Genomic DNA, 23,091 nt, shown 5'->3' on the forward strand with positions numbered 1-23,091 from the left:
CCTATAATAACAGAGCATATCAGTTTATTGTGGAAGGTTCTAGCATCTCTCCTACTTCAGGCTTTTTTGTGTTGACCGATGCTTCTAACAACACATCTGGTGGCTCCGTAATCCATAGAAGTTTTTCCCCACAATCAGTACGATATGTAAAGTTAACTATTACTGGCGCTTCTGGATATACAGGAAATTGGTCTTCTATTAGGGAGTTTGAAATAATTTGTTCTGGTACTACTCAAAGTTTATCCAACAGAACAAGATTTGATGAACTTACAAATGTGTCTGTCTATCCTAATCCATTTACTAAACACTTAACAATTGAATTACCAAAAAACAATACTGAAATTACCAAGATACAAATCATAGATGTTCATGGTAGAGAAGTTTTTAGCAAACCTATAGTAAACTCTTCTAACAATATCAATTTTGCTACAAACCTACCTAGAGGTATTTATTTTCTGAGGTTATTAAGCCCAACTAATAAAGTAATTAAAGTAAAAAAGATCATTAGTGATTCCTATTAAATTTTGATTTCATAAATTTTACCAAGCAAGGCTGGATTCTATGGTAACTCAAAAAATTCAGCCTTAATTTTATTTCAGATGATTTTTATAATCATAAACACTGTCTTTTATCGTGAAACTACCTTTGTTCCTAATTTGATATTAAGAGTAAATGTTTATTTTTCTTATCGAATTAAAAATTTAACTTTATTGTTCATCAGTATTTATATATACAATCATCTCTAAAAGTAATTCATGAAAAATTCTATTTATCTACTATTATTACTTATCACTGTTTGCAATAAACTAACAGCTCAAAAAGAAATGATACTTGCTACCTTGGAAGAAAAACATACAGCTTTTATGACCAAAGAGCTAACAATCATGAATAATTTATTTCATGAAAAAGCCACTATTTCAATGTTTCCAAGAAAAAAAATAGCAAAAGGTACTCAAGAAATAAGCGATTATTATCAAAATATATTTTCGGAAAATGAAACCCTAAATATCAAGCTTTTAGACCGTATGATTTTTAATGGAGTGATCATAGACAAAGAACTTTTAAAAACTGCTTCTGAAAATACTGAGCGTATTGTTTTTTACAAATTTAAGAAAGGTAAGATAAAATCAATGACAATTCTATTAGGTAAGGATACTAAGAATTCAAATCCAACGGTTATTGTTGACAAACAATTAGCAGCCTATAATTCACGTAACATTAATGCTTTTATAAACACCTACACCAAAGATATCCAAGTATATGATTTTCCAGATAGATTAAAAATGTCAAGTAAAAACGAACTTACATTAACCTATGATACCCTTTTCAAAAACACACCTAGTTTACATTGCAGCATAAAAAAACGTATCGTAATGGGAGCAATTGTTATCGATCGCGAAATAGTTCAAGTTAATGCAGGAAGAACAATCAATGCAGTTGCGATATATGAAATAAAAAATGGGCAAATTAACAGCGTAACTTTTATTGATTAGAATATTTTATAACATTGTTATAATTTCTTTCCTTTTACTAAAAAACTAGATTGAATAGAAGCTTCTTTGAGATGTAAAAAATCCTTTCTACGCTTATCGTTTGCAAAACTTACAAAGTCTTCTTCTGATTCAAAGGATAAAAAATGAATTTCGTAAGGCAATTCTTCTTCATAAGAAATATATACATCTTTTGTAGGTCTTATCCTGTAAATCAACTTTCCATTATATTCTTGTAATAATGGGATTGCTAAATCTTCGAACTCATGAAAAATACTTTCTTTTCCTTGTTTTACAAAAATTAACATAGTGAGATAGATCATATCCTCTAAATTCTAGGTTTATTGCAACATTAAAAACTGGTTGAGATTTAAAATTATATTGATTTTAGTCTATAAAACCTATGTTCATTATACAATTTCCCGTTTTTAAAAATTGCATTTTTAAATATCCCCTCTTCTTCAAATCCGTTTTTTTCAAGTACTTTCATAGATGCTATATTAAATTCGAAAATACCTGCATAGATTCTTTGAAGGTCTAGTGAATTAAATCCATATTCTGTTATTAAACGAACAGCTTGAGAGGCAATTCCATTTCCCCAGAAAGGTTCTCCTATCCAATAGCCAATCTCAGCAGATTTTCTGTAAACGTCTTGTTGCAAAATCACTCCAATAACACCACAAAGTTCTCCATTGAAAGTGATAGCAAAGTTTTGTTGTGGGTTTTCTTGCTGCGTTTGATTGATAAAAAAATCTGCGTCTTCATCGTTATATGGAAAAGGTATATAATCTCTTAGATTATCCCATATTTTCTTGTTATTAGCAAGTTTCGCCAATACTGACTTATCTGATAATTCTAGTGGTCTTAAGAGAACTTCTTGATTCATCTTTTTATGTAATTAAAACAGGTTGATCAAAAATACAAATTACTATGATTTGATTTCAACAGGATTAATAGCTTGTTTTGTTCCCTTAATCAATAGCCACAGTGAGAATGACAGTTCGCCAATAAGAGAAAACAAAAGGATTAAAAAGACATCCCCAGAATATTGAGGCGCCAAAATAAGAACAAAACTATTGATTAGGTAGCATAATCCTGCATTGGCAACTAATGCTCCTAAGAATTTTGGGAAAAAAGCTGATCGATAAAGTAGGTACCCATAAACAAGACAGGCAAAACCAAAAAATATCAACCCAATACCAAAACCATAGTCATGTATATCCGTTAATAAGTATATCCATTCTTGTATTTGAGATAGCCCAAATGTATCGACATAAGATGAATTGTGTATTAAAATTAAGGGAATGATTAGTGTCATTTTATTAAGTACCAAAACGGCAGTTTGTATAACATTGAATAACACACCAAGTAATGCAAGGTTTTTATGCACTCTTTTAAATAGCATAAATAAAATAATCATTAATGGTATATCAAGTGCATGCATTAACAAATCACCCACAATACCAATTCTCCATAAAGTGTCTGAGGCGAGTAAGTTTTGATAAGTAGTTACAGCATCTTCTGTTATTATAGATCCTCTAATTGCTATTTGTCCAAATGCGCCAAGAATAATTATTAGCAGATACAATATACCTCCGATTCGAGCATATTTAGAAAGTGTAATTTCTTTTTTCATTATTGGTAACTATAATTTAAATTACAAGTATAGAAAAAGGGTTTATTTTAACTTTTTCCTTTTATATAATATTCAATAACATATCGCCATGGAATTGCAAAAGGAACCAAAACGATTCCTATCATACAAGCAAAAAATGTTTCTTTGGCATATACGTCTAGACCACTGTTATTATAAACTGGAAGTGCATAACCTATTATCCAAATCAATTTCCAGACTAGTTCGAAGATAAGAACTGGAAGCATTTTTAAAGGATATCTAATACCCATTAATGCTAGTAAAGCTAACGCACCCAACATTGATTGAATTACTGAATCCTGATCTGCTACTCTTTGATCAGGGATTATAATTTCTGGCCAAATTGTTAGTAATAAACCAAATGCGATAAGCGCATACATAGCACGCAACGCATATGATCTTAGTTTTGAGATTTTTAGCATAACTACCTCTTTGTGTAGATGACGAGCTAGCGCTAAAATTGTTTCAGTAGATTTGAAATATTTTATGACACTCTAATAGAAATGTTTCTTCTTTTCATCAATTAGGAATAAAATATAGTAATAATAGTAGAAGAACAGAGATAAGATGATTATGTTAAATAACTATCCTATAGATTCTGAATATTCTAAGAATAAATTACAACCTGCTACTGACCATGCGTAGGTTTCGGCCAATTCTGTTTCTTTTACATTTTCTGCAGAAGCTCCTTCTGCCTCACATATACTCCGAATTCTATAAATAGCTTTTACCATTAAAGTGTATAATCTATTATCGGATCTAGTGATCACAGGAGATTGATTGGCTATTTCTAAATCGTTTTTTATAGAAGCAATTTCACTACCTACACCAACTTTCATGACTTGCATCATGGATACAAATCGAATTAATTCGGACAAAAAGTGGCTGGGTTCACAAAAGTATCCAGATCGAGCAGGATTGGGAATGGACGCTGTACTACTTTCACTTACAATTTGCTTAACCATCACAGAAAATGCGGTCGACATATCGAGTACTCTTTATAATAATTACTGTATGGGGTGTTTTCCTGTGCTAAAAATACAGATACCTACTTTTCTAAAAAATAGGGGAATATAMCCGTTTTTATACATTTTGCAATTATAGGGAATATTCCCTTTTATACAGTTATAAAAAGACTTATAATTATGTAAAAAATAAGCTATATGAGATAACTAACTGACAGTCTTCTGAATACCCTTTTAAAAATATAGCATCATAAATTTTCTGGATTCACCGCCAGATTCTTAAATAGTTTTGCTTTAGTACTGAAATATTTATTCTGCAATTTAATTCGTTTTAACTCAGCATCGATCAGTTTGCTTTCTCTAGAATTGATTAAAAATAAAGAACTTTCACCAAAACTAAACTTCCGCTCTTCCGCTTTCAAAAGTGTAGTATAATCACTTACGATGTCAGCGATAAGTTTATTTTGTGCACTAAAGGAGTCCAATTCATTCGTAATTGCATTCACCTTATTTTCGATCTGCAATTGCACACTTGCTAACTCATATTGGCTATCCTGTATTTTATATTTTGCCAATTTTACATCCCCTCTTTCTTTTCGTAAAAAAAGTGGAAACTCAAAGGTTACACCTCCTTTGTAATCTGCATTATTAAAAGTACTCGCAACTTCTGGTGTCGCAGTTAAAAAATTGTATTCTAAATTGATTTTTGGTAATAATTTATTTGCCTTTAGTTTTCGATCTACTTCTAAACCTTCAATTTTATAGTTTAATGATCGTAGCTTGGGGTGATTTACTAAATCTACCTCTGCCACCATAGCTTGCTGTATTTGTAAAGTTTGGTCTATTACAGAATCTACATCATTATCAGGAATCACATTTGGTTGTAGCTCTACAGGAATATTATTTCCTATCCATAGATAATTAGATAGTTGTAGTGCAGATTTCATCAATTTCACTTTCGCTTGCTCTAAACTTAGCTGTCTATTTTGTACAGTAATCTTAGCCTCTACGGTATCAATGATCGCTTTATCACCAGCCAATGCACTTTTCTTTACTCCTTCAAAGCGCATTTGGGCATTCGTTAAAAAGTTTTGATAGATTTCTTTTTCACCGTAAGCCTGTAACCAATCAAAATATGCTAATGAGGCATCATACAGTATTTCGTTTACCAAAATATCTCTATCTGCCATGGTTTGATCTCTAAAAAGCTTTGCTTTTTTGAGTGCTGCCATTCTCTCATTAATTAAAAGTCCACGCGCAATAGGCACCGAAATTCCAGCACTATACAATCCATCATCAGGAACTGTTCTCTCCTCATTTAAAAATATTCCTTCATTTCTTTCAAAATTTGCCTTTAACTCTATTCCATACCAGGTAGGTACTTTAAAGGTAGCATTGAGTAAATCATAATACTCATCACCTTTAAAATCTTTTCGATCATAGTCTACTTCAATTTTAGGGTCAAAACCTCCACGAGACTTCAATAAGTTTGCTTCTCCTACACTAATTGTTAATTCCGCTTGTTTTGCAACAGGATGATGTTTTTTCACAAACCCTAAATACTCTTGAAAACTAAGAATTAAAGGATCTTGTTCTTGTGAAAATACTGTTACTGCGAAAAAAAGAAAACTGAATAACAAAAGTTTGTTCATAGATTATTTCTTTGCGGTAGTTGCTACTTTATCTTCTGGTTGATAATAATTAGGTGGGAAACCATTAAGCTGTCTCCACAACTCAAACCAAATGGGCACATCTTCTAACAATGCGATTGTATTGGCTCCAGAACCTACACGTATTCCGTCTGGCCATTCATGATCGTTGGTGTCTGGTGATATCAAAACTCTATATTTTCCATTAGGACTGATAAATGTTTCTATGGCAACAATTTTTCCACCATAGGTTCCATAAGAAACATTGGGCCATCCACTAAAGATAATTGCAGGCCAGCCATCAAATTCTATCCTCACTTCTTCGCCGATATGTACTAATGGCAAATCAATAGGTTTTACGTATGTTTCTACTGCCAAATCATAATCGGAAGGCATAATACCGACCAATCGATCACCTTCTTTGAAAGTTTCTCCGATACCTGACTGTATCGCTTTATTGATATATCCATTCTGCGGTGCTCTTATATAGTATAAATCGTTTCGAATTTCATAATTAGTATATTGATTCTCTAATTTGGTAACCTGTGCTTCTGCATCAAATTGGCTAGATTGTGCAGTAAAGCGATCACTTTCTGATTTAGAAATCTTCTCTGCATATTCCGCCTGAATTCTATTCATCTCGATCTGCGCATTGATCACATCATTTTTACTTGCCAATAATTTATTTTCTTGAGAGATTAACTTAGCTTGTGTTTCTTGAAGTTTTAATCGTTTTGTTTCTACATCTGTTAGTGACTTCAGCCCTTCACTCTCCAATTGAACGGTACGATTATATTGCCTTTCAGCAATACTAATATTCGTTTTAGCTGCTTCAAGATCTATACTATCGCTCTTTACCTTCAATCTAGATTGTAATAACTTATTACTAGCTTGTTTTAACTTTAATGCACGCTCTTGTGTGAGAGCATTTACTTGGTTTCCTAAAGCTTTTACTTTCTCTTCATAAGAAGTTACTGCCATGGATTTTGCTTTGATTTGTTGCCCTGTTCTTTCTACAAGATTGGGGTCAAAATATTCATTTTTCACTTCAGAAATACGTAAAATAGTATCTCCTTTTTTTACAAAATCTCCTTCTCTAACATACCATTCTTCTATCCTACCTGGAATTGGTGATTGAATAGTTTGAGGTCTCTGATCTGGTGTTAATGTAGTGACATAACCTGTTCCAGAAATGTTCTGTGTCCAAGGAAAAAACAGAATAATGAACATTATAATTGTAAAAGCAAGCAAAAATCGATTAAAATACTTGTAATGATCTTTACCAAACACTTTCTGAGATGCTTTATACCCTAAAATATCCACAGACCTATTCAACTTATTATTTGAAATATTTAGCATGATTCTTTTACTTTTTACTTACTATTTTACCATTATTCATTTGGATAATTGTCTCACAATGGGATGCCCATTTACTGTTTTCACTAACAACTATCAATGCCCAAGGATTTGAAGGATGTACTAGAAAGTCCATTATTTTTGCTGCTTCATCTTCATGAAATTGATCTAAAGGGTCTTTGAGTAAGAGTAATTTTGGTTTACTGACAATACTTCTAGCCAACAGTATTTTTTTGGTAATTGTATATGGTATTTGTCGCCCTTCTGGATAGAGTATAGTAGCCAACCCTTTATCTTGTTCTTTTACAAACTGAAGCAAGCCTACATTCTCTAATGCCCAATATACTTCTTCGGTAGTTATTGTTTTATCACCAAAAGTTATATTATCCAAAATTGTTCCTTCAAATGGAGATTCTGCAGCTAAAGATTGTCCCAAATAACCTCTATATTGACTTAAATTAATAGCTTTAAGAGATATGTCATTAACAAAAATACTACCATCACTAGGTTCAATTAAGCCTGTTATTAATTGTAATAATGTAGACTTTCCAGAACCAATAGATCCTTGAACAAGTATTGAACAATCTTCGGTAATGGTAAGAGATAAATCATCTATTATCTTTTTATCTTTCCCAGGTATCTTATAAGAAATTTTATCCAATTCTACACGTAATCCCTGATCTTCTTTACATGGCACTTCTCCCTTCAGAGGTTCTAATTCTTTATCAACAACCTGACCTATTTTCTCCAAAGAAGTTAAGATATCATAAAAAGATTCTAGTCCGACAATCAGCTTTTCTACAGAACTTATCACTAGGATAATAATAATTTCTGCTGCAACAAATTGACCAATATTCATTTGCTGATTCAATACCAAAAACCCTCCTATGACTAATAGCCCAGCAGTAACGAGCACTTTAAAACCTATCATCTGTATAAATTGCAACACAAGAATTCGAAAATGGCTTTCCCTATAATCCAAATATTCTGCAACCAAGGTATCATTCTTATCTAGTGCGTGACTTGTTCGCCCTGATAACTTAAAACTTACAATAGACCTAGCTACTTCCTGGATCCAATGAGCTACCTTATATTTACTTTTGGATTCTCCTAAACTGGTTTCTAATCCTCTGGTGGCCGTATACTTAAAAACAACATAAATTAGTAACAGTAATAATAATCCATAGATAATAAAAAATGGATGATAAAAGGATAATAATAACAGTCCGAATACTATCTGAACTAAAGCCGTTGGGAAATCAACTAATATTTTAGACAAACCTTTTTGTATCGTTAATGTATCAAAAAATCTATTCGCTAATTCTGGCGGATAGTAATTTCTTAATTCATTCATTTTTATTTTAGGGAATCTATAGGTAAACTCAAAGGATGCTCGTGTAAAGATCTTTTGTTGTACATTTTCTATGATTCTGATTTGCATCAATTGCAATATTCCAACAAACAGCACTCCTGCTGTTACCAAAATCACTAAAATTATCCAGGAAGTACTTATTTGGGCTCCTTGTAACAGATTAATTATAGCTTGTATTCCTAAAGGAAGTGATAAACTCACTAATCCCGCGAAAATTGCATAATAAAAAATCTGGAGAATATCTCTTTTGTCTAGCTTCAATAAACCTATAAGACGTTGCCAAGCGGTTAATATGTTTTTAGCCATTAGTTGTATTATTTAAAGAATTAAATACTAAATCAATAAAATAGGTAGTAGGTGTTATGGTATCATCACAATCGGTTAAAGACGAAAAGTGATCTCTTAAAAAATGTTGATGTAAGGCTCCTTCAGCAACTGTACTAGCCAGACTTGTAGGATATCGATATGTACTATCTACTTCGATAATCATATCTTTAATTCTATTCACTAGCCTTTTGTAAATTGAAAAATAACCTTCCTTATTTTCATTATCTACTTCTTTGGTTAAATAAGACTTCGAATATTCGTTAATAACAATTTTGTTAAGTAATACCTCATTAATATGTGAAAACGAAGAATCTTCTTTGGTAGCTCGGGTAATAATTTCAATTGCTTTGGTAAGCTTTTCTTTTGGATCAGAAATACTATTCGTTGTAAAAACTAATTGATACTCCAACCATCCCCAATACCAAGAAGTCAAATAAAGTAGTAGTTTATGTTTATTCTCAAAATATCTATAAATCGAACTTTCGTTAGAACCTATTTTAACTCCCAATTTTTTGAAAGTGAAACTATCAAATCCTATTTCATCAATTAAAAGGATGCTAAACTCTACTATTTTCTTTCCTAAATCAGAAGATTCCGGATCTTTTAGATATATATTATTGTTGATATTTACTTTTAAGTCTTGAAGTATGTATTTCATAATTAAAACTATTTGCCTCAAATTTAATAGTATTACTATTAACATATAATACATTAACTATTATTTAACCAATGTTTATATTTTATTGTTAATTCAAATACTTGTACATTTACAGTATACATCACTCAATTTTAACTCAATACACATACACATGAAAAAATTAATTTTTCTTGCATTATTATCTATGAGTATAATGCATGCACAAGACTCAAAAAAGTTAGATTCTAACTCAATCGCTGTTGGAGATATGATAACTATTGGTTCACCATCTGGAAAAAGCTATCAACACATTTTATTTCCTAAAACAAATTTTATTATCAAAAAAGGAGGAACAACTAACTTCAAGAAATTGAAGGGTTTACAAGCGGTTATTACCGAGAGAGAAGAAAAAAAATCAAAAACCATCGTTACAATTAAAAGGAAAGATGGTAAAAAGTTTTTGAATAGCTTAAATTCGATAAAAGTCGATCTCAAAAAAGCTATTGAAGCAAAGGAGATTCTTTAAAAAATCTTATTCAAGAGATCTGTAAAATCTAAAATTATAGGTCAGAATTATTGGCAATTTCGGCAAGTTTTTCTCTAATATCTTTATCATCTAGGTATTGGAGTAAAACTTGTTTGAAGGGATCTTTCTTGCCATATGAAGCTGTCGATTCWTGAACAGTTTGCCCTTCTTTTAGCATATCCCCTTCTCCAGTTACCAACCAAACCGGATTAATCTCTGTATACAATTGTATAATCTTTTCTATAAAGTCACCTCCAATATTGCTATTTGCTGATTGTAATCTGTGTAAATAACCTGCGCTTGCCCCTATAGAAAGGCTAAAACTTCTAAGGCTAACTCCCAAATGTGCCGCAAATACGATAACCCTATCTAAAATTTTATCTTTTTTATCCAAAATATTGACTATTATTTGTGTATATCCAATATTTTATATAATATTGTATACCAAAACGATAACATTATATTCACAAAGATACTTATACCAACAACATTAGCCAACTTATTTATGATCACACCTGAAGAACGTGCTGCAATTTTAAAGGTTATTGGAAGTAAACACGTAAAAAAAATACAAGCATATTTAAATCAAAATAAAATTTATAGTCCTAACAAAAAGCAATATTCAAAAACAAGTATATCTTATATCCTTTCAGGAGAGAGAGAAAATGAAATTGTAGAAAATGCCATTTTCGCTTTTGCACATCAAAAAATGATTGAAAAAGAAAAACAACAGGAATTGCGTGATTTGATTGTTTCTAAACAAAAATTATAACCCAAAACCATCTTACTTGTCCAGATACCTTGTAATTTTGCAATATATCAAGGTATTTTTGGACAGTTGCATTATGCAGGATATTACAAAACGTGAGGATATTGAAAACATCCTTTGGACATTTTATAAAAAAGCATTAAAAGATCCCAAGATAGGACCTTTTTTTACTGAAATAGCGAGAATTGACTTAGACCATCACATTCCACATATCTCGGACTTCTGGGAACAACAACTATTTTATACGGGAGATTATAAAAAAAATGTGCTCCAAATTCATCAAAATCTAAACTCTAAAAAAGCAATGCAAAAAGTTCATTTCGATACTTGGTTAGAATTGTTTTCCACTATAATAGATGAGAATTTTAAAGGAGAAAAAGCAAATCTTATGAAAACAAGAGCATTGTCTATTGCTACTGTAATCCAACTAAAAATCAACTGAGTTTTAATAAAATTTAGTATCCGCATCCTGTAATCTTAGTAAATGTCTATTTTTACATCGCATATAAAAGATTGTAATATACCAATACATGTACGAAGGAACTTTTCCTCATAAGAGATATAAAGAAACTCTAGAATTCTTACGGGAGCATATAACCGCTCCAACTACAATTTTGGATTTAGGTGTTCCTAATCCTTTTGTAGAATTCATGGAAAAAGAAGGATATCAGGTCAGTAATACATCAGGAGAAGATCTTGATATCGAAACGCAAGCTGTTACGACTAGTGAAGCAGAAGTTGTTACAGCTTTTGAAATTTTTGAACACCTAATTGCTCCTTTCAATGTCTTAAGAGACATCAAAGCTAACAAATTGGTTGCCTCAATCCCTTTAAAACTTTGGTTTTCTCCTGCATACAGAAGTAAAACAGATCCTTGGGATCGACATTATCATGAGTTCGAAGATTGGCAATTTGATTGGCTTTTGGAAAARGCTGGTTGGGAAATTAAAGCCAAAAAGAAATGGACGCATCCAATTAAAAAAATTGGCTTTAGACCATTACTAAGATATTTTACACCTAGGTATTATATTGTATACGCCGAAAGGAAATAGCATTCATCAATTCAAGTCAAGTATTTTTGAACATCTATATCATCATACCAGCACATAATGAAGAACTACTAATCGGTCAAACACTAGCATCTTTGGTCGATCAAACGGTTCTTCCAAAAAGAGTGGTTGTTGTAAATGATAATTCTACAGATAGCACAGAAGCAATCGTTCAAAATTTTATGGATAAATATTCTTATATATCCATGATAAAAACCAATTCCTCTTCTGATCACATGCCAGGAAGTAAAGTGATCAATGCTTTTCATCAAGGTTTTAAGACATTGGATAATGGCTTTGATATCATTTGTAAGTTTGATGCAGACCTTATTTTTCCTAAAAACTATCTGGAAACCTTAGTCAAAAATTTCAAAAACAATCCAAAAATTGGAATGTTTGGAGGATTCTGCTACATTCAAAAAAATACTGAATGGGTCTTAGAAAATCTTACCAACAAAGATCATATTCGAGGAGCTTTAAAATCTTATCGAAAAGCCTGTTTTGAGGATATTGGTGGTCTAAAACCCGCAATGGGTTGGGATACTATCGATGAACTTTTAGCTCAGTTTCATGATTGGGAAATTAAAACAGACGAATCATTGCAGGTAAAACATCTGAAACCCACTGGAAACACCTATAATCCAAAAGCTAGATATAAGCAAGGCGAAGCATTTTATCGAATGAGATATGGTTTTCTGATCACATTGATTGCTTCGATAAAATTAGCACTATTAAAAAAAAGACCTAAACTGATTATTGACTATATCAATGGTTTTCTAAAAGCAAAAAATGCAAAAAAGACTTTTTTAGTAACACCTTCAGAAGGTATATTCATTCGCAAGTTACGTTGGAAGAAAATGTTGAGAAAAATTTCAAAATCCAAATAACATTTTTACTAATTCAACTTTGTTGATATTATTAAGTAACTAGTTTTTAAAATTAAAATCCTAGAACTATCTTTATTTTAAGTTAATCCATAATCTAGCTTGGTAATTGTAAAATTTAAACTATATTGCCTGCACACACACAACTTTAGGTATCCACTTCGACAGAAGCATTAGACAACTTTACTGTTTAATGGGAAATGTTTAATACAAATATTTCAAAACAAACAAATGAAAAAAAGTGGATTCTACAGCTATTTTATAGCAATTCTATTAATTATTAGTTCTTGCACGGAATCTGGCAAAACAAAACAAGGAGCTAGCGATCGAACTATTAACAACATTCAAGAATTTAATGATGCAATAGCCAAAGCAAAACCAGGAGATGAGATTATTTTGAAGAATGGTGTTTGGCAAGATGCGCAATTAGAAATCTCAGCAATTGGAGAAAAAGACAACCCCATAACAATCAAAGCTGAAGAAAATGGTAAGGTTATTTTCTCAGGTAACACCTCATTAAAAATAGGAGGAAAATATCTGATTATAAAAGGATTTGTTTTTACAAATGGTTATACCGAAGAAGATGCGCTGATCAGTTTTAAAACGAATGATGGAAAATTAGCTAATCATTGCAGAATTACTGAAATAGCTATAGATCATTTTAATCCAAAAAATCGATTTGATAAATCCGAATGGATTCATTTACATGGACAAAACAATCGAGTGGATCATAGTTATTTTGGCGGGAAACTAAATGCAGGAGTAACACTGGTAGTTCGATTGAATAACAAAAAAAGTTTAGAAAATCATCATCAAATTGATCATAACTATTTTGGATACAGACCTAATTTAGGATCTAATGGTGGAGAAACCCTTAGAGTTGGTGTATCCACATATTCATTGAGTCCTTCCAGGACACTAATCGAAAATAATTACTTTGAGCAATGCGATGGAGAGGTTGAAATTGTCTCTTTAAAATCAAGTGATAATATTGTCAGAAATAATGTGTTTTATGAATCTGCTGGAGTATTGGCTCTAAGACATGGAAATAGAAATCTAATTGAAAATAATTTCTTTATAGGAAACAACAAACCAGGTACTGGTGGTGTTCGGGTGATTAATGAAGGGCATACCATTAAAAATAATCATTTTCAGGAATTAAAAGGAAAGCGTTTTTTTGGTGCTTTACCCGTTATGAATGGAGTTCCTAATTCATTAATCAACAGATATCATAGAGCAGAAAACACAGATATCATAGGAAACAAATTTCTAGAATGTGATCATATTCAGTTTGGTGTTGGAGCGGATAATGAGCGAACCGATCCTCCGAGAGACATTAGATTTACAAATAACATCTTTTATCATCCAAATAGAGCACAAGTCTTTGAATTAATTTCTGAATATAACACATTTTCCTTTTCGGAAAATCAGGTAGTATCTGCAAACAAAGGATTTCAGCATAAGGGATTTCAAACAAAAGATATCAAATTCTCTAAAGATCCTAAGGACGGTTTATTCAAAAATGAATCCTATCAGCCTAAATTACCATTTACCAAAAAAGAAATTGGACCAAATTGGTATACACCACAAAAAAAATACTATCAAATCATTAATAAAAACTCCAATGCAATTCAAATATCAGGAAATGAAAATGATATCTTATTTAAAACCATTAAAGGTGCAGCATCCGGAGATACTATTCGATTAAACCCTGGAACATATACATTTACAGAACCTCTTATTTTAAACAAATCAATAGTACTTATTACCACAAACAACAGTACTCCAACAGTGTTTACATATGATCAAAACGAGTCTCAAAAACCTTTGATCATTATAGATAATGGAGGAAGTCTTTCTGTAAATGGAATTGTATTTGATGGTTCCTCAGAAAATGGAATTGCCCAATCCGCCATTGCTACTTCTTCAAAACCTATGATCGAACATTACAAACTAAAGGTAAACTCCTGTGAGTTCAAAAATTTTGATGCCAGTAGGAAAACTGCTTTTAGAGCTTTTAAAAACACGTATGCCGATACCATAGTATTTAAAAATTCTATTTTTCATAATATCTCAGGGAATGCTATCAGTCTGGATGGAGAAAATGAAAATAGAGGACGTTATAATGCAGAATACATTAATATAGACAATTGTCATTTTAGTAAAGTAATGGGAAGCGCGATCTCTTTATTAAGAATGGGAAATGATGAAAGTACTACAGGACCATTTTTAGAACTAAAAAATTCAACTTTTGTTAATGTAAATAATAAAGATCTGGGAAGTGTTGTCTTATTATGGGGAGTTCAAAAATTAGATATTGAAAATCTAGTATTTATTGATTCTGGGAAAGGAGGAAGAGCTATCAAATATGAAGATCCAGGATGGGCAATAAGCTCAATGGATCGTATAAGCCTTATCAATTCTGGAAGAATAGAATCTTTTGGAGATAGATTAGGTACTAATATTGAACAAGTAAACACAAAACAGCCTTTAACTTTCAAGGCTAAATATGCGGGCTACTCAGCATCAAAATAATAGTAGATCATTTTGTTAATCAAATCACAAAAGCAGACAAGTCTGTCTACTTTTGTGATTTTTTTATATATTTGTGCCATGAGACACTCAAAAGTTAGGGATCATATTGTAACAACAGCCTCAAATTTATTCTATAGTAAGGGATACAACCTTACTGGAATTAATGAGATTATCAAAGAAGCTGGAATTGCCAAAGCAACTTTGTACAATCATTTCCCTTCTAAAGAGGATATATGTATTGCATATTTACAATCTAAAAATGTCACTTTTACCAAAGATATAGGTGAGTTTGTAGAAAAAGCTACTCCCGGAAAAAATCGGATTTATGCACTATTCCATTTTTTAAAACTATTTTTTGATCAAAAAGATTTTAATGGATGTTGGTGTTTGAATACGTATACAGAAATGCCAAAGGAAAATGAAACGGTACGAGCAGAAATTCAACAACAGAAAAACGATTTTATAGCGTTTATCAAAGAATTGATTTCAGAAAATCACAGTCAGAAATCTGATGAAGAAAATATGATGCTGGCCAGAAAAGTATACTTATTATATGAAGGAGCAATTTCAGAAAGTAAGTTACATCAGAACACTTGGCCTATAGAAGCTTCTTTATCTTTATGCAAAAAAATTTTAGAGTAAAAAAAAATTTAAATACACAAAGACAGACTTGTCTGTCTATTTATTAATTAAACTAAATATATACAATGACACAATTTAAAAACAAAGTAGCACTAGTAATAGGTGGAACCAGTGGAATCGGAAAAGCGACTGTAGAATCATTAATCAATGGTGGCGCGACTGTACATGTGGTAGGAAGAAATACCTCTAAAATTGCAGATGGCGATAATATTATCAAACATCAAGTTGATATCACCAACAAGAGTAATGTAGAAGAACTACGCAGTGCTATTGGCAATTTAGATCGTTTGGATTATTTGGTGAATGCATCAGGAATCTTTGGCCCAAAAGCATTTTTAGATCATACGGTAGAAGATTATGATTCTTATCAAGATCTAAATAGAGGGTTTTTCTTTATCACACAATCTGCTGCTCAGAAAATGAAAGAAAACAATACCGGATCCATTGTTAATGTAGGATCTATGTGGGCAAAACAAGCAGTAAAAGCTACTCCTTCTTCTGCCTATTCTATGCAAAAAGCTGGATTGCACTCTCTAACCCAACATTTAGCTATGGAACTTGCTGATCACGGAATCAGAGTAAATGCAGTATCACCTGCTGTAGTGGAAACTCCTGTATATAATGGTGTTTTTGGAGGAGCCGACGAAGCTAAAAAAGCACTTGTAGGATTTAATAATTTCCACCCAATAGGAAGAAACGGAACTGCTCAAGACGTAGCTAACAGTATCACTTTCCTTCTATCCGACCAAGCATCATGGGTTACTGGAGCTATTTGGGATACAGATGGAGGAGTAATTGCAGGAAGAAACTAAACCACTAAAAAAATGGCTATGTACGATATGAACCACCTAAAAAAATTAGGTGCCTTAGGAAAAAACGCATCAGAAGCAATGAAAGCTTTTCAGGCCTTTGATAGTATTGCATTACAAGAAGGAGTTATTCCTGTAAAATATAAAGAACTGATGGCAGTTGCCGTAGCACTGACAACTCAATGTCCTTATTGTCTTGAAATTCATAAAAAGAATGCTATTAAAGCTGGTGCAACTCAAGAAGAATTAGCAGAAGCAACATTTATCTCAGCTGCATTAAGAGCGGGCGCTGCTGTTGTTCATGGAACCCATTTGATGGACGAATAAATCAGAACTAGATTTGTAAGTAAAACTCCTAAAAATTTAGGAGTTTTACTCTTTATATTTATAATCATATGAAAACAGATGTACTCATCATCGGAGCTGGACTCACAGGTTTATTATTAGCTTATAGATTAAAAAAAAGTGGTATTTCTGTCAAAGTTGTAGAAGCTAATTATAGAGTTGGTGGAAGAATACATACTATCTCATCCAAGAATGAAACTCCGATAGAGATGGGTGCGACTTGGTTTGGTGTACATCATCAAAACTTAATTCAATTATTAGAAGAACTTGAATTGCCAATCTTTGAACAGTTTATGGAAGGTACTGCTCTTTTTGAACCACTTTCTACAGCTCCACCGCAAAAAATTCAATTACCTACGAATCAACAACCTAGTTATAGAATTCAACATGGAACTAGCACTATTATTCATAAACTCTCATCTTGTCTTAACACCTCAGAATTGTTACTTAATGAACAAGTAACTCGCATTGAACATCGCAATGATGAACTAATTATAACAACTAATCTTACTTCATACAAATCAAAGAAAGTAGTATCTACTCTTCCGCCTAGACTTTTGCTAAATACTATTCAAATACAACCTCAATTACCGAATGAACTCGTTGATATTGCAAACAAAACGCATACATGGATGGGTGAATCTGTGAAATTTGGAATTTCTTATGAGAAACCATTTTGGAAAGAAAACCAATATTCTGGAACTGTTTTTAGCAATGTTGGCCCCATAACCGAACTCTATGATCATTCAAATGTAGAAAATAGTCGCTTTGCTCTAAAAGGTTTTCTTCAGAACGGAATGTCGGAATATTCCAAAGAACAAAGAATATCTAAAGTATTTAATCAACTAGAGAAATTATTTGGAAATGATGCACTGAATTATCTTGCTTATGAAGATGTGTTATGGAAAAATGAGCCTTATACGTCCTTTCCAAGCTCAGAATTCATCTTTCCGCATCAAAATAATGGACATCCATATTACCAAAAAGGGTATTTCGATAACAGTCTCTTCATTGGCGGAACAGAAACATCTCCAGAACATGGAGGATACATGGAAGGCGCGATAAAAAGCGCACAATACCTATCTAAAAAAATAATTCCACTACTCTAAGGATTTAGCTGTAGCTTATATTTTATTCAACTAAATATTTAGTTGAATAAAATTATTTTGTATTATTGCACCCATATATCATCCATATGAATCGTATTAGTTGGAAAATTTTATGGCTAATTTCTTCTTTTTACAGCCTTTATATTAGAACGTAAGAATAATAGCTTTTCTATTTGAAGAAACAAAGCCTATGTATACTATGAGATATATTATGAAAGTGAAATTATGGATACACAATATACAGAACAATAATTTGTTCGATTAGTTAGTAACTATATAGATTCGTCATTATTGGAATTAAATATTATTTTTAACAACAAATCATTATTTATGAAAGCTCAAATATTATTTACTCTTATCATCGCCTTGGTTCTAACCTCTTGTTCAGAAGAAAAAGCGAAACCCATAGAATATGTTATTTTTTCCGGAAAAGTTCTCAATAAAAACGCTGATAAACTTTCAGTAAGAGGAAATGATTTCTCTAAAAAAATCGACATTCAAGAAGATGGAACTTTTGCTGACACCCTTGATATTACCAAAAATGGGTATTATAGTTTTTCTATTGGTCAAGAAGCATCATCTATCTATTTAAAAAAAGGAGATGATCTTGCACTTTCTATAGACACTAAAGAATTTGATGAATCTATAAAATACACTGGTAAAGCAGCTAGTGCTAATAGTTATTTAGCTAATAAATATCTTGTAAAAGAAAAATTTAGCGAAACAATTGGAAAAAGAGATAGCTTAAACAAATCAAATCCAAAAGATTTCAAGCAAAAAATACTTTCTCTTAAAACTGACCTATCTGAATTACTTACTGGTGGCAAAATTGTAGATACTAGTTTTATTAGCGATCAATTAAGGTATAACAACTATGATTATTTGGCTTATGTAAATGAATACTTAAATTACAATCCTGCTGGTTCTAGTAAATTAGATACAGTAACAAGTGCTATTTTGGAAAAAGAGTTAATGGATATCGATCTTACAAATGAAAATGATTTCAAAACTTCAAATGCGTACAGGTTTTTAGTTTCTTCTAGTTATGGTAGAGATAAGAGAGCACAATCATCAAAAGATAGTATTCCCTATTATGAAGCGTTTATCAATGGATTGTCTGATGTTAAAAATGACTATATTAGAAATAGTCTTATGGATGAAATGACGTATTATATGTCGGCTGGGAATCCAAATTCTGAAAAAATATACAAGTCTTTAATGGCAAAATCTACTGACACAGCTTTTCAAAATAGAATTACCAAAAGTTTTAATAAAATAAAGTTGCTAGCAAAGGGAAAAGATTCTCCAACGTTTGATTATGAAAACTATAAAGGTGGTTCTACAAGTCTAGCAGATTTAAAGAATCATTATGTATATATTGATGTATGGGCTACTTGGTGCAAACCTTGTATACAAGAAATTCCTTCGTTAAAAAAATTGGAAAAGGAATATGATGAGAAGATAAAATTTGTTAGTATTTCTGTAGATCGCAAGAAAGATCATGATGCTTGGAAAACGATGATACAAGAAAAAGAACTTTCCGGAATTCAATTGTTTGCTGATAACAGTTGGGGTTCTAAGTTTGTACAAGATTATGATATTAAAGGAATTCCAAGGTTTATTCTTATAGATACGGAAGGTAAAATTGTAAATGCCGATGCTCCAAGACCTTCAGATCCAAGATTAGTTGAACTTTTTAAGGAATTAAAACTATAACAAAAACATATAATATCATTACAAAAGAAACCCCTTATTATTTTAGTAATAAGGGGTTTTTATTGATAATTCTTATCTTTTACTCTAATACAAAAGACAACACATCTCCTGTAGCGCCATTAGGAAATGTAATCCCTAATAAGACTGAGATAGTAGGTGCAATATCAGGAATATGAGTTCTTRTAGTTGTACTTCCTTGTTTTATTCCTTTTCCCATAAATAATAAAGGTGCATGTGTATCATAATTTAATCCGCTGCCATGTGTAGACCCAGTTCTAGAATAGGCAATTGTTGAGGGATCTAAAACATAAACTACATCTCCACTTCTCTTTTGGTTATATCCTTTTTGAATAAGTGCTCCAATTCCTTCTGTAAAAGTTCCTGTACGTAATTGTTCTCTTGTAAAAACTTTATCTATTTGATCATACTGCAAAATGTAATGCGCTATAATTTTTTGTAATTCCTGTGCATCTATATTGTTTTTTTCCAGTACATCATAATCAAAAAATACTTGATCATTGGCTATCTTCTCGATCAAACCTTTTACTTTAAATTTTTGTCGAGTATATTCCATTACACTTGCTGATAATTCTACCATATCAAAATAACCAGAAGGAATTTTAACTTCTTTTAGATATGATGGTACTTGTACGGCTCCATGATCAGCAGTTAAGAAAACTGTGTAGTTCCCTTTTCCGACTTTGGAATCCAACACTCCAAAAAAACGTTCTAAATCCTTATCTAATCGCAAGTAAGTGTCTTGAACTTCTTTAGAATTTACTCCAAAATTATGTCCTACATAATCCGTACTAGAGAAACTAACCGTTAATACATCAGTAATTTCATCTTGCCCTAAGGATTCTCCATCAATAGCTGCAATTGCAAAATCTGTAGTTAAGCTATTTCCAAAGGCAGTTCCTTTGATAATATCATATCCAGCATTTTTATCTTTGAGAGTAGCCAAATCATAAGGAAACGTTGCTTTTTCTTTTCCTTTAAAACCACGCTCATAATTATTCTCATCAGCACCACTTTCTTCATATGTATTGATATCATATAAAGTATTCCATTCTTTAAAATAAGATTCGGCTGCTTCCGAATCATTAAATTGTTGCACCCAGTTCGGCAATTCATTCCTGTAATAGGTACTTGTAATCCATTTACCTTCATCTTTACCCCTAAACCAGTAAGCTCCGTTTGCAGCATGTCCAGCAGGTAGAATTGCTCCTCTGTCCTTGATTGCAATTCCAATACTTTTTCCTTTTAATTGGGTATGCAATCTATTTTGATCTGCGAAAGTTGTTGTCTTCATACGACGTGGTGACATTCTTTCCATTTCACTATCAGAACCCACAGCTTTTACTAAAGAATCACTAGCGCAATACACCATTGCTTTTCCAAACTTATCATACCAATGATTGGAGATAATTCCATGGTTTTGCGGTGTAGTTCCTGTAAATACCGAAGCATGACCTGGCCCAGTATATGTTGGGATGTAATTGAAGTGATTATTTTTACAATTAAAACCTTCGTTAATCATTCTTTTAAAACCGCCATTTCCAAAACGATCATAGAATCTGGTTAAGTAATCATATCGCATTTGATCTACTACGATACCAACTACCAATTTTGGACGAACTGAAATTGTTTTTTCAGTATCACCATTATTATTTACTGTGTCGGATTTTTTGGTAGTACATTGTACTGTGATCACCAAAAAAAGTATTCCTACAAAGAACTTCTTTATCATTTCTTATTTTCCTTTGGTTGGCAAAAATACCATTTAGGCAAATGTAAAACTTTAATAGAAGGTTAAATGCTGTCGCTGATTTTTTTTCTATTTTAGCCCTTCTAATGAAGAATATATGTTTTATCTAGACGATATAGGTCGCTATTTTATAATGTTAAGAGGTGTTTTTAGTCGTATGACGAAAGGATCTGTTCTTAGAAACTTGATTTTCAAAGAAATAAACGACCTTATCCTTGGATCATTGGGTATTACAGTATTTTTAGCCTTCTTCATTGGAGCGGTTGTTGCCATTCAAACAGCACTTAATCTCACCAATCCTTTGATTCCTAAGCAACTTATAGGGTTTGCTTCGAGACAATCAGTTATATTAGAATTTGCTCCTACTTTTTTATCCGTTATTATGGCCGGTAAAGTTGGATCTTATATCACATCCAGTATTGGTACCATGCGAGTTACCGAACAAATTGATGCATTAGAGGTTATGGGGATTAACTCTCTTAACTATTTGGTTTTTCCAAAGGTCATTGCCATGTTTATGTATCCTTTTGTGATAGCCATTGCTATGTTTGTTGGAATATTTGGAGCTTATATAGCAGGTGTATATGGAGGTTTTGTATCCGGTACCGAATTTTTGGCTGGACTTAGAGAAGAATTTATTCCATATCACTTAGTGTATGCGTTTATTAAAACGACCATTTTTGCATTTTTACTTGCGACTATTCCTTCCTTTCATGGATATTATATGAAAGGTGGAGCTTTAGGTGTTGGTAAAGCAAGTACATCAGCATTTGTATGGACTACGGTAGTAATTATTATTGCTAATTATGTATTAACTCAATTATTGTTAAGCTAATGATAGAAGTAAAAGATATACATAAAGGGTTTAATGGAGAAGAGATTTTAAAAGGAATTACCACTACATTCGAGAGAGGAAAAACCAATTTAATTATTGGTACTAGTGGGAGTGGAAAAACAGTATTCCTAAAGTGCATGCTGGGTTTATTTACTCCCGAACAAGGAAGTATCTGTTATGATGGTGCCACTTACTCTGAGCTAAACGAGCAACAGCAAAGGGATCTGAGAGAACAAATGGGAATGGTTTTTCAGGGAAGTGCATTGTTTGATTCCATGACTGTAGAAGAAAATGTAATGTTTCCTTTGATGATGTTCACAAAACAGAAGAAGGAAGAAATGCTAGTTCGAGTAAATGAAGTATTAGCGCGTGTGAATCTTGAAAATGCAAATAGCAAATTACCCTCAGAAATTAGTGGTGGTATGCAGAAACGAGTTGCCATTGCTAGGGCAATTGTTACAAGACCAAAATATTTATTCTGTGATGAACCGAACTCTGGATTAGATCCAAGAACCGCCATTGTTATAGATAACCTCATTAAAGAAATTACAGAAGAAAATGATATTACCACAATAATAAATACCCATGACATGAATTCTGTGATGGAAATTGGAGAAAAAATTGTTTTTCTGCGATATGGCCACTTAGAATGGG

The 23,091-nt window shown here is 32.0% G+C and carries 26 protein-coding genes; 15 read left to right on the top strand and 11 right to left on the bottom strand.

What is annotated here, in order from left to right; all coding sequences use genetic code 11:
• Nucleotides 1-521: T9SS type A sorting domain-containing protein (locus tag GBO31_RS21240; RefSeq protein WP_219010489.1), on the top strand; the 521-nt coding region annotated here is incomplete at its 5' end.
• 234 nt (nt 522-755) lie between these two features.
• Entirely contained in the window at nt 756-1,493 is a 738-nt protein-coding gene (locus GBO31_RS21245; protein WP_219010490.1) for a nuclear transport factor 2 family protein, read from the top strand.
• Between the two features lie 17 nt (nt 1,494-1,510).
• Here GBO31_RS21245 and GBO31_RS21250 read toward each other — a convergent pair whose 3' ends face one another.
• The 9 genes from GBO31_RS21250 to GBO31_RS21290 all read right to left on the bottom strand — a co-directional run bounded on the left by GBO31_RS21250 (nt 1,511) and on the right by GBO31_RS21290 (nt 9,471).
• Nucleotides 1,511-1,813, bottom strand: a complete 303-nt coding sequence (locus GBO31_RS21250) for a hypothetical protein (RefSeq protein ID WP_219010491.1) — start codon at nt 1,811-1,813, stop codon at nt 1,511-1,513.
• Nucleotides 1,814-1,866: 53 nt separating this feature from the next.
• Nucleotides 1,867-2,376: a GNAT family N-acetyltransferase gene (locus GBO31_RS21255; protein WP_219010492.1), complete on the bottom strand. Its 510-nt coding sequence runs from the start codon at nt 2,374-2,376 to the stop codon at nt 1,867-1,869.
• Nucleotides 2,377-2,418: 42 nt separating this feature from the next.
• Nucleotides 2,419-3,126, bottom strand: a complete 708-nt coding sequence (locus GBO31_RS21260) for a DUF4386 domain-containing protein (RefSeq protein WP_219010493.1) — start codon at nt 3,124-3,126, stop codon at nt 2,419-2,421.
• Nucleotides 3,127-3,173: 47 nt separating this feature from the next.
• The gene (locus tag GBO31_RS21265) at nt 3,174-3,566 is read right to left on the bottom strand and encodes a hypothetical protein (protein WP_219010494.1); all 393 of its coding nucleotides are present in this window, start codon (nt 3,564-3,566) and stop codon (nt 3,174-3,176) included.
• A gap of 162 nt (nt 3,567-3,728) precedes the next feature.
• Nucleotides 3,729-4,130, bottom strand: coding sequence for a hypothetical protein (locus GBO31_RS21270; RefSeq protein ID WP_219010495.1), 402 nt, complete (start codon nt 4,128-4,130; stop codon nt 3,729-3,731).
• Between the two features lie 227 nt (nt 4,131-4,357).
• Nucleotides 4,358-5,761 carry a TolC family protein gene (locus GBO31_RS21275; protein ID WP_219010496.1) on the bottom strand — a complete coding sequence of 468 codons (1,404 nt, stop codon included), beginning with the start codon at nt 5,759-5,761 and terminating at the stop codon, nt 4,358-4,360.
• A 3-nt stretch (nt 5,762-5,764) separates the two neighbouring features.
• Entirely contained in the window at nt 5,765-7,117 is a 1,353-nt protein-coding gene (locus tag GBO31_RS21280; protein WP_219010497.1) for an HlyD family secretion protein, read from the bottom strand.
• A gap of 7 nt (nt 7,118-7,124) precedes the next feature.
• Entirely contained in the window at nt 7,125-8,792 is a 1,668-nt protein-coding gene (locus GBO31_RS21285; protein WP_219010498.1) for a peptidase domain-containing ABC transporter, read from the bottom strand.
• Nucleotides 8,785-9,471: a TetR/AcrR family transcriptional regulator gene (locus GBO31_RS21290; protein WP_219010499.1), complete on the bottom strand. Its 687-nt coding sequence runs from the start codon at nt 9,469-9,471 to the stop codon at nt 8,785-8,787. The genes GBO31_RS21285 and GBO31_RS21290 overlap by 8 nt, the downstream gene beginning before the upstream one ends.
• A gap of 151 nt (nt 9,472-9,622) precedes the next feature.
• Between GBO31_RS21290 and GBO31_RS21295 the strand changes: the two genes are divergently transcribed.
• Nucleotides 9,623-9,976: a hypothetical protein gene (locus tag GBO31_RS21295; RefSeq protein ID WP_219010500.1), complete on the top strand. Its 354-nt coding sequence runs from the start codon at nt 9,623-9,625 to the stop codon at nt 9,974-9,976.
• Between the two features lie 34 nt (nt 9,977-10,010).
• Here the strand turns inward: GBO31_RS21295 and GBO31_RS21300 are convergent, their stop codons facing one another.
• Nucleotides 10,011-10,370, bottom strand: a complete 360-nt coding sequence (locus GBO31_RS21300; RefSeq protein ID WP_219010501.1) for a hypothetical protein — start codon at nt 10,368-10,370, stop codon at nt 10,011-10,013.
• Nucleotides 10,371-10,481: 111 nt separating this feature from the next.
• Here GBO31_RS21300 and GBO31_RS21305 point away from each other — a divergent pair, with 111 nt between their 5' ends.
• The 10 genes from GBO31_RS21305 (at nt 10,482) to GBO31_RS21350 (ending at nt 19,834) form a co-directional block, all read left to right on the top strand.
• Nucleotides 10,482-10,748 carry a recombinase family protein gene (locus GBO31_RS21305; protein WP_219010502.1) on the top strand — a complete coding sequence of 89 codons (267 nt, stop codon included), beginning with the start codon at nt 10,482-10,484 and terminating at the stop codon, nt 10,746-10,748.
• A 73-nt stretch (nt 10,749-10,821) separates the two neighbouring features.
• Nucleotides 10,822-11,187 carry a group III truncated hemoglobin gene (locus GBO31_RS21310; protein WP_219010503.1) on the top strand — a complete coding sequence of 122 codons (366 nt, stop codon included), beginning with the start codon at nt 10,822-10,824 and terminating at the stop codon, nt 11,185-11,187.
• 88 nt (nt 11,188-11,275) lie between these two features.
• Nucleotides 11,276-11,797 carry a methyltransferase gene (locus GBO31_RS21315; RefSeq protein WP_219010504.1) on the top strand — a complete coding sequence of 174 codons (522 nt, stop codon included), beginning with the start codon at nt 11,276-11,278 and terminating at the stop codon, nt 11,795-11,797.
• 26 nt (nt 11,798-11,823) lie between these two features.
• Nucleotides 11,824-12,681 carry a glycosyltransferase gene (locus GBO31_RS21320; RefSeq protein ID WP_219010505.1) on the top strand — a complete coding sequence of 286 codons (858 nt, stop codon included), beginning with the start codon at nt 11,824-11,826 and terminating at the stop codon, nt 12,679-12,681.
• A 228-nt stretch (nt 12,682-12,909) separates the two neighbouring features.
• Entirely contained in the window at nt 12,910-15,213 is a 2,304-nt protein-coding gene (locus tag GBO31_RS21325) for a chondroitinase-B domain-containing protein (protein WP_219010506.1), read from the top strand.
• A gap of 78 nt (nt 15,214-15,291) precedes the next feature.
• Nucleotides 15,292-15,855: a TetR/AcrR family transcriptional regulator gene (locus GBO31_RS21330; RefSeq protein ID WP_219010507.1), complete on the top strand. Its 564-nt coding sequence runs from the start codon at nt 15,292-15,294 to the stop codon at nt 15,853-15,855.
• 65 nt (nt 15,856-15,920) lie between these two features.
• Complete coding sequence (locus tag GBO31_RS21335; protein WP_219010508.1) at nt 15,921-16,667, top strand: SDR family NAD(P)-dependent oxidoreductase; 747 nt, start codon at nt 15,921-15,923, stop codon at nt 16,665-16,667.
• Nucleotides 16,668-16,685: 18 nt separating this feature from the next.
• Nucleotides 16,686-16,991 (top strand): carboxymuconolactone decarboxylase family protein, encoded by a 306-nt coding sequence (locus GBO31_RS21340; RefSeq protein WP_219010514.1) that lies wholly within the window; start codon nt 16,686-16,688, stop codon nt 16,989-16,991.
• 68 nt (nt 16,992-17,059) lie between these two features.
• On the top strand, nt 17,060-18,118 hold the full coding sequence (locus GBO31_RS21345) for a flavin monoamine oxidase family protein (RefSeq protein WP_219010515.1): 1,059 nt from the start codon (nt 17,060-17,062) through the stop codon (nt 18,116-18,118).
• Nucleotides 18,119-18,448: 330 nt separating this feature from the next.
• Nucleotides 18,449-19,834, top strand: coding sequence for a TlpA family protein disulfide reductase (locus GBO31_RS21350; RefSeq protein WP_219010516.1), 1,386 nt, complete (start codon nt 18,449-18,451; stop codon nt 19,832-19,834).
• 79 nt (nt 19,835-19,913) lie between these two features.
• Here GBO31_RS21350 and pafA read toward each other — a convergent pair whose 3' ends face one another.
• A complete protein-coding gene (gene pafA, locus GBO31_RS21355) occupies nt 19,914-21,584 on the bottom strand; it encodes an alkaline phosphatase PafA (RefSeq protein WP_219010517.1) in 1,671 nt (556 codons plus the stop codon).
• 115 nt (nt 21,585-21,699) lie between these two features.
• On the opposite strand from pafA, the gene GBO31_RS21360 reads away from it, so the two are divergent.
• Together GBO31_RS21360 and GBO31_RS21365 are read left to right on the top strand one after the other, a co-directional pair.
• Nucleotides 21,700-22,437: an MlaE family ABC transporter permease gene (locus GBO31_RS21360; RefSeq protein ID WP_219010518.1), complete on the top strand. Its 738-nt coding sequence runs from the start codon at nt 21,700-21,702 to the stop codon at nt 22,435-22,437.
• Nucleotides 22,437-23,091 (top strand): ABC transporter ATP-binding protein (locus GBO31_RS21365; protein ID WP_219010519.1); only part of this gene is annotated, 655 nt, incomplete at its 3' end. The genes GBO31_RS21360 and GBO31_RS21365, both read left to right, overlap by 1 nt.

The organism is Aquimarina litoralis, from assembly GCF_019295435.1.
Lineage (GTDB): Bacteria > Bacteroidota > Bacteroidia > Flavobacteriales > Flavobacteriaceae > Aquimarina > Aquimarina litoralis_A.

Bases quoted from the DNA above. Each gene is read 5' to 3' on its own strand.
- GBO31_RS21245 (WP_219010490.1), top strand. From the start codon at position 756: ATGAAAAATTCTATTTATCTACTATTATTACTTATCACTGTTTGCAAT.
- GBO31_RS21250 (WP_219010491.1), bottom strand. From the start codon at position 1,813: ATGATCTATCTCACTATGTTAATTTTTGTAAAACAAGGAAAAGAAAGT.
- GBO31_RS21255 (WP_219010492.1), bottom strand. From the start codon at position 2,376: ATGAATCAAGAAGTTCTCTTAAGACCACTAGAATTATCAGATAAGTCA.
- GBO31_RS21260 (WP_219010493.1), bottom strand. From the start codon at position 3,126: ATGAAAAAAGAAATTACACTTTCTAAATATGCTCGAATCGGAGGTATA.
- GBO31_RS21265 (WP_219010494.1), bottom strand. From the start codon at position 3,566: ATGCTAAAAATCTCAAAACTAAGATCATATGCGTTGCGTGCTATGTAT.
- GBO31_RS21270 (WP_219010495.1), bottom strand. From the start codon at position 4,130: ATGTCGACCGCATTTTCTGTGATGGTTAAGCAAATTGTAAGTGAAAGT.
- GBO31_RS21275 (WP_219010496.1), bottom strand. From the start codon at position 5,761: ATGAACAAACTTTTGTTATTCAGTTTTCTTTTTTTCGCAGTAACAGTA.
- GBO31_RS21280 (WP_219010497.1), bottom strand. From the start codon at position 7,117: ATGCTAAATATTTCAAATAATAAGTTGAATAGGTCTGTGGATATTTTA.
- GBO31_RS21285 (WP_219010498.1), bottom strand. From the start codon at position 8,792: ATGGCTAAAAACATATTAACCGCTTGGCAACGTCTTATAGGTTTATTG.
- GBO31_RS21290 (WP_219010499.1), bottom strand. From the start codon at position 9,471: ATGAAATACATACTTCAAGACTTAAAAGTAAATATCAACAATAATATA.
- GBO31_RS21295 (WP_219010500.1), top strand. From the start codon at position 9,623: ATGAAAAAATTAATTTTTCTTGCATTATTATCTATGAGTATAATGCAT.
- GBO31_RS21305 (WP_219010502.1), top strand. From the start codon at position 10,482: ATGATCACACCTGAAGAACGTGCTGCAATTTTAAAGGTTATTGGAAGT.
- GBO31_RS21310 (WP_219010503.1), top strand. From the start codon at position 10,822: ATGCAGGATATTACAAAACGTGAGGATATTGAAAACATCCTTTGGACA.
- GBO31_RS21325 (WP_219010506.1), top strand. From the start codon at position 12,910: ATGAAAAAAAGTGGATTCTACAGCTATTTTATAGCAATTCTATTAATT.
- GBO31_RS21330 (WP_219010507.1), top strand. From the start codon at position 15,292: ATGAGACACTCAAAAGTTAGGGATCATATTGTAACAACAGCCTCAAAT.
- GBO31_RS21335 (WP_219010508.1), top strand. From the start codon at position 15,921: ATGACACAATTTAAAAACAAAGTAGCACTAGTAATAGGTGGAACCAGT.
- GBO31_RS21340 (WP_219010514.1), top strand. From the start codon at position 16,686: ATGTACGATATGAACCACCTAAAAAAATTAGGTGCCTTAGGAAAAAAC.
- GBO31_RS21345 (WP_219010515.1), top strand. From the start codon at position 17,060: ATGAAAACAGATGTACTCATCATCGGAGCTGGACTCACAGGTTTATTA.
- GBO31_RS21350 (WP_219010516.1), top strand. From the start codon at position 18,449: ATGAAAGCTCAAATATTATTTACTCTTATCATCGCCTTGGTTCTAACC.
- GBO31_RS21360 (WP_219010518.1), top strand. From the start codon at position 21,700: ATGTTTTATCTAGACGATATAGGTCGCTATTTTATAATGTTAAGAGGT.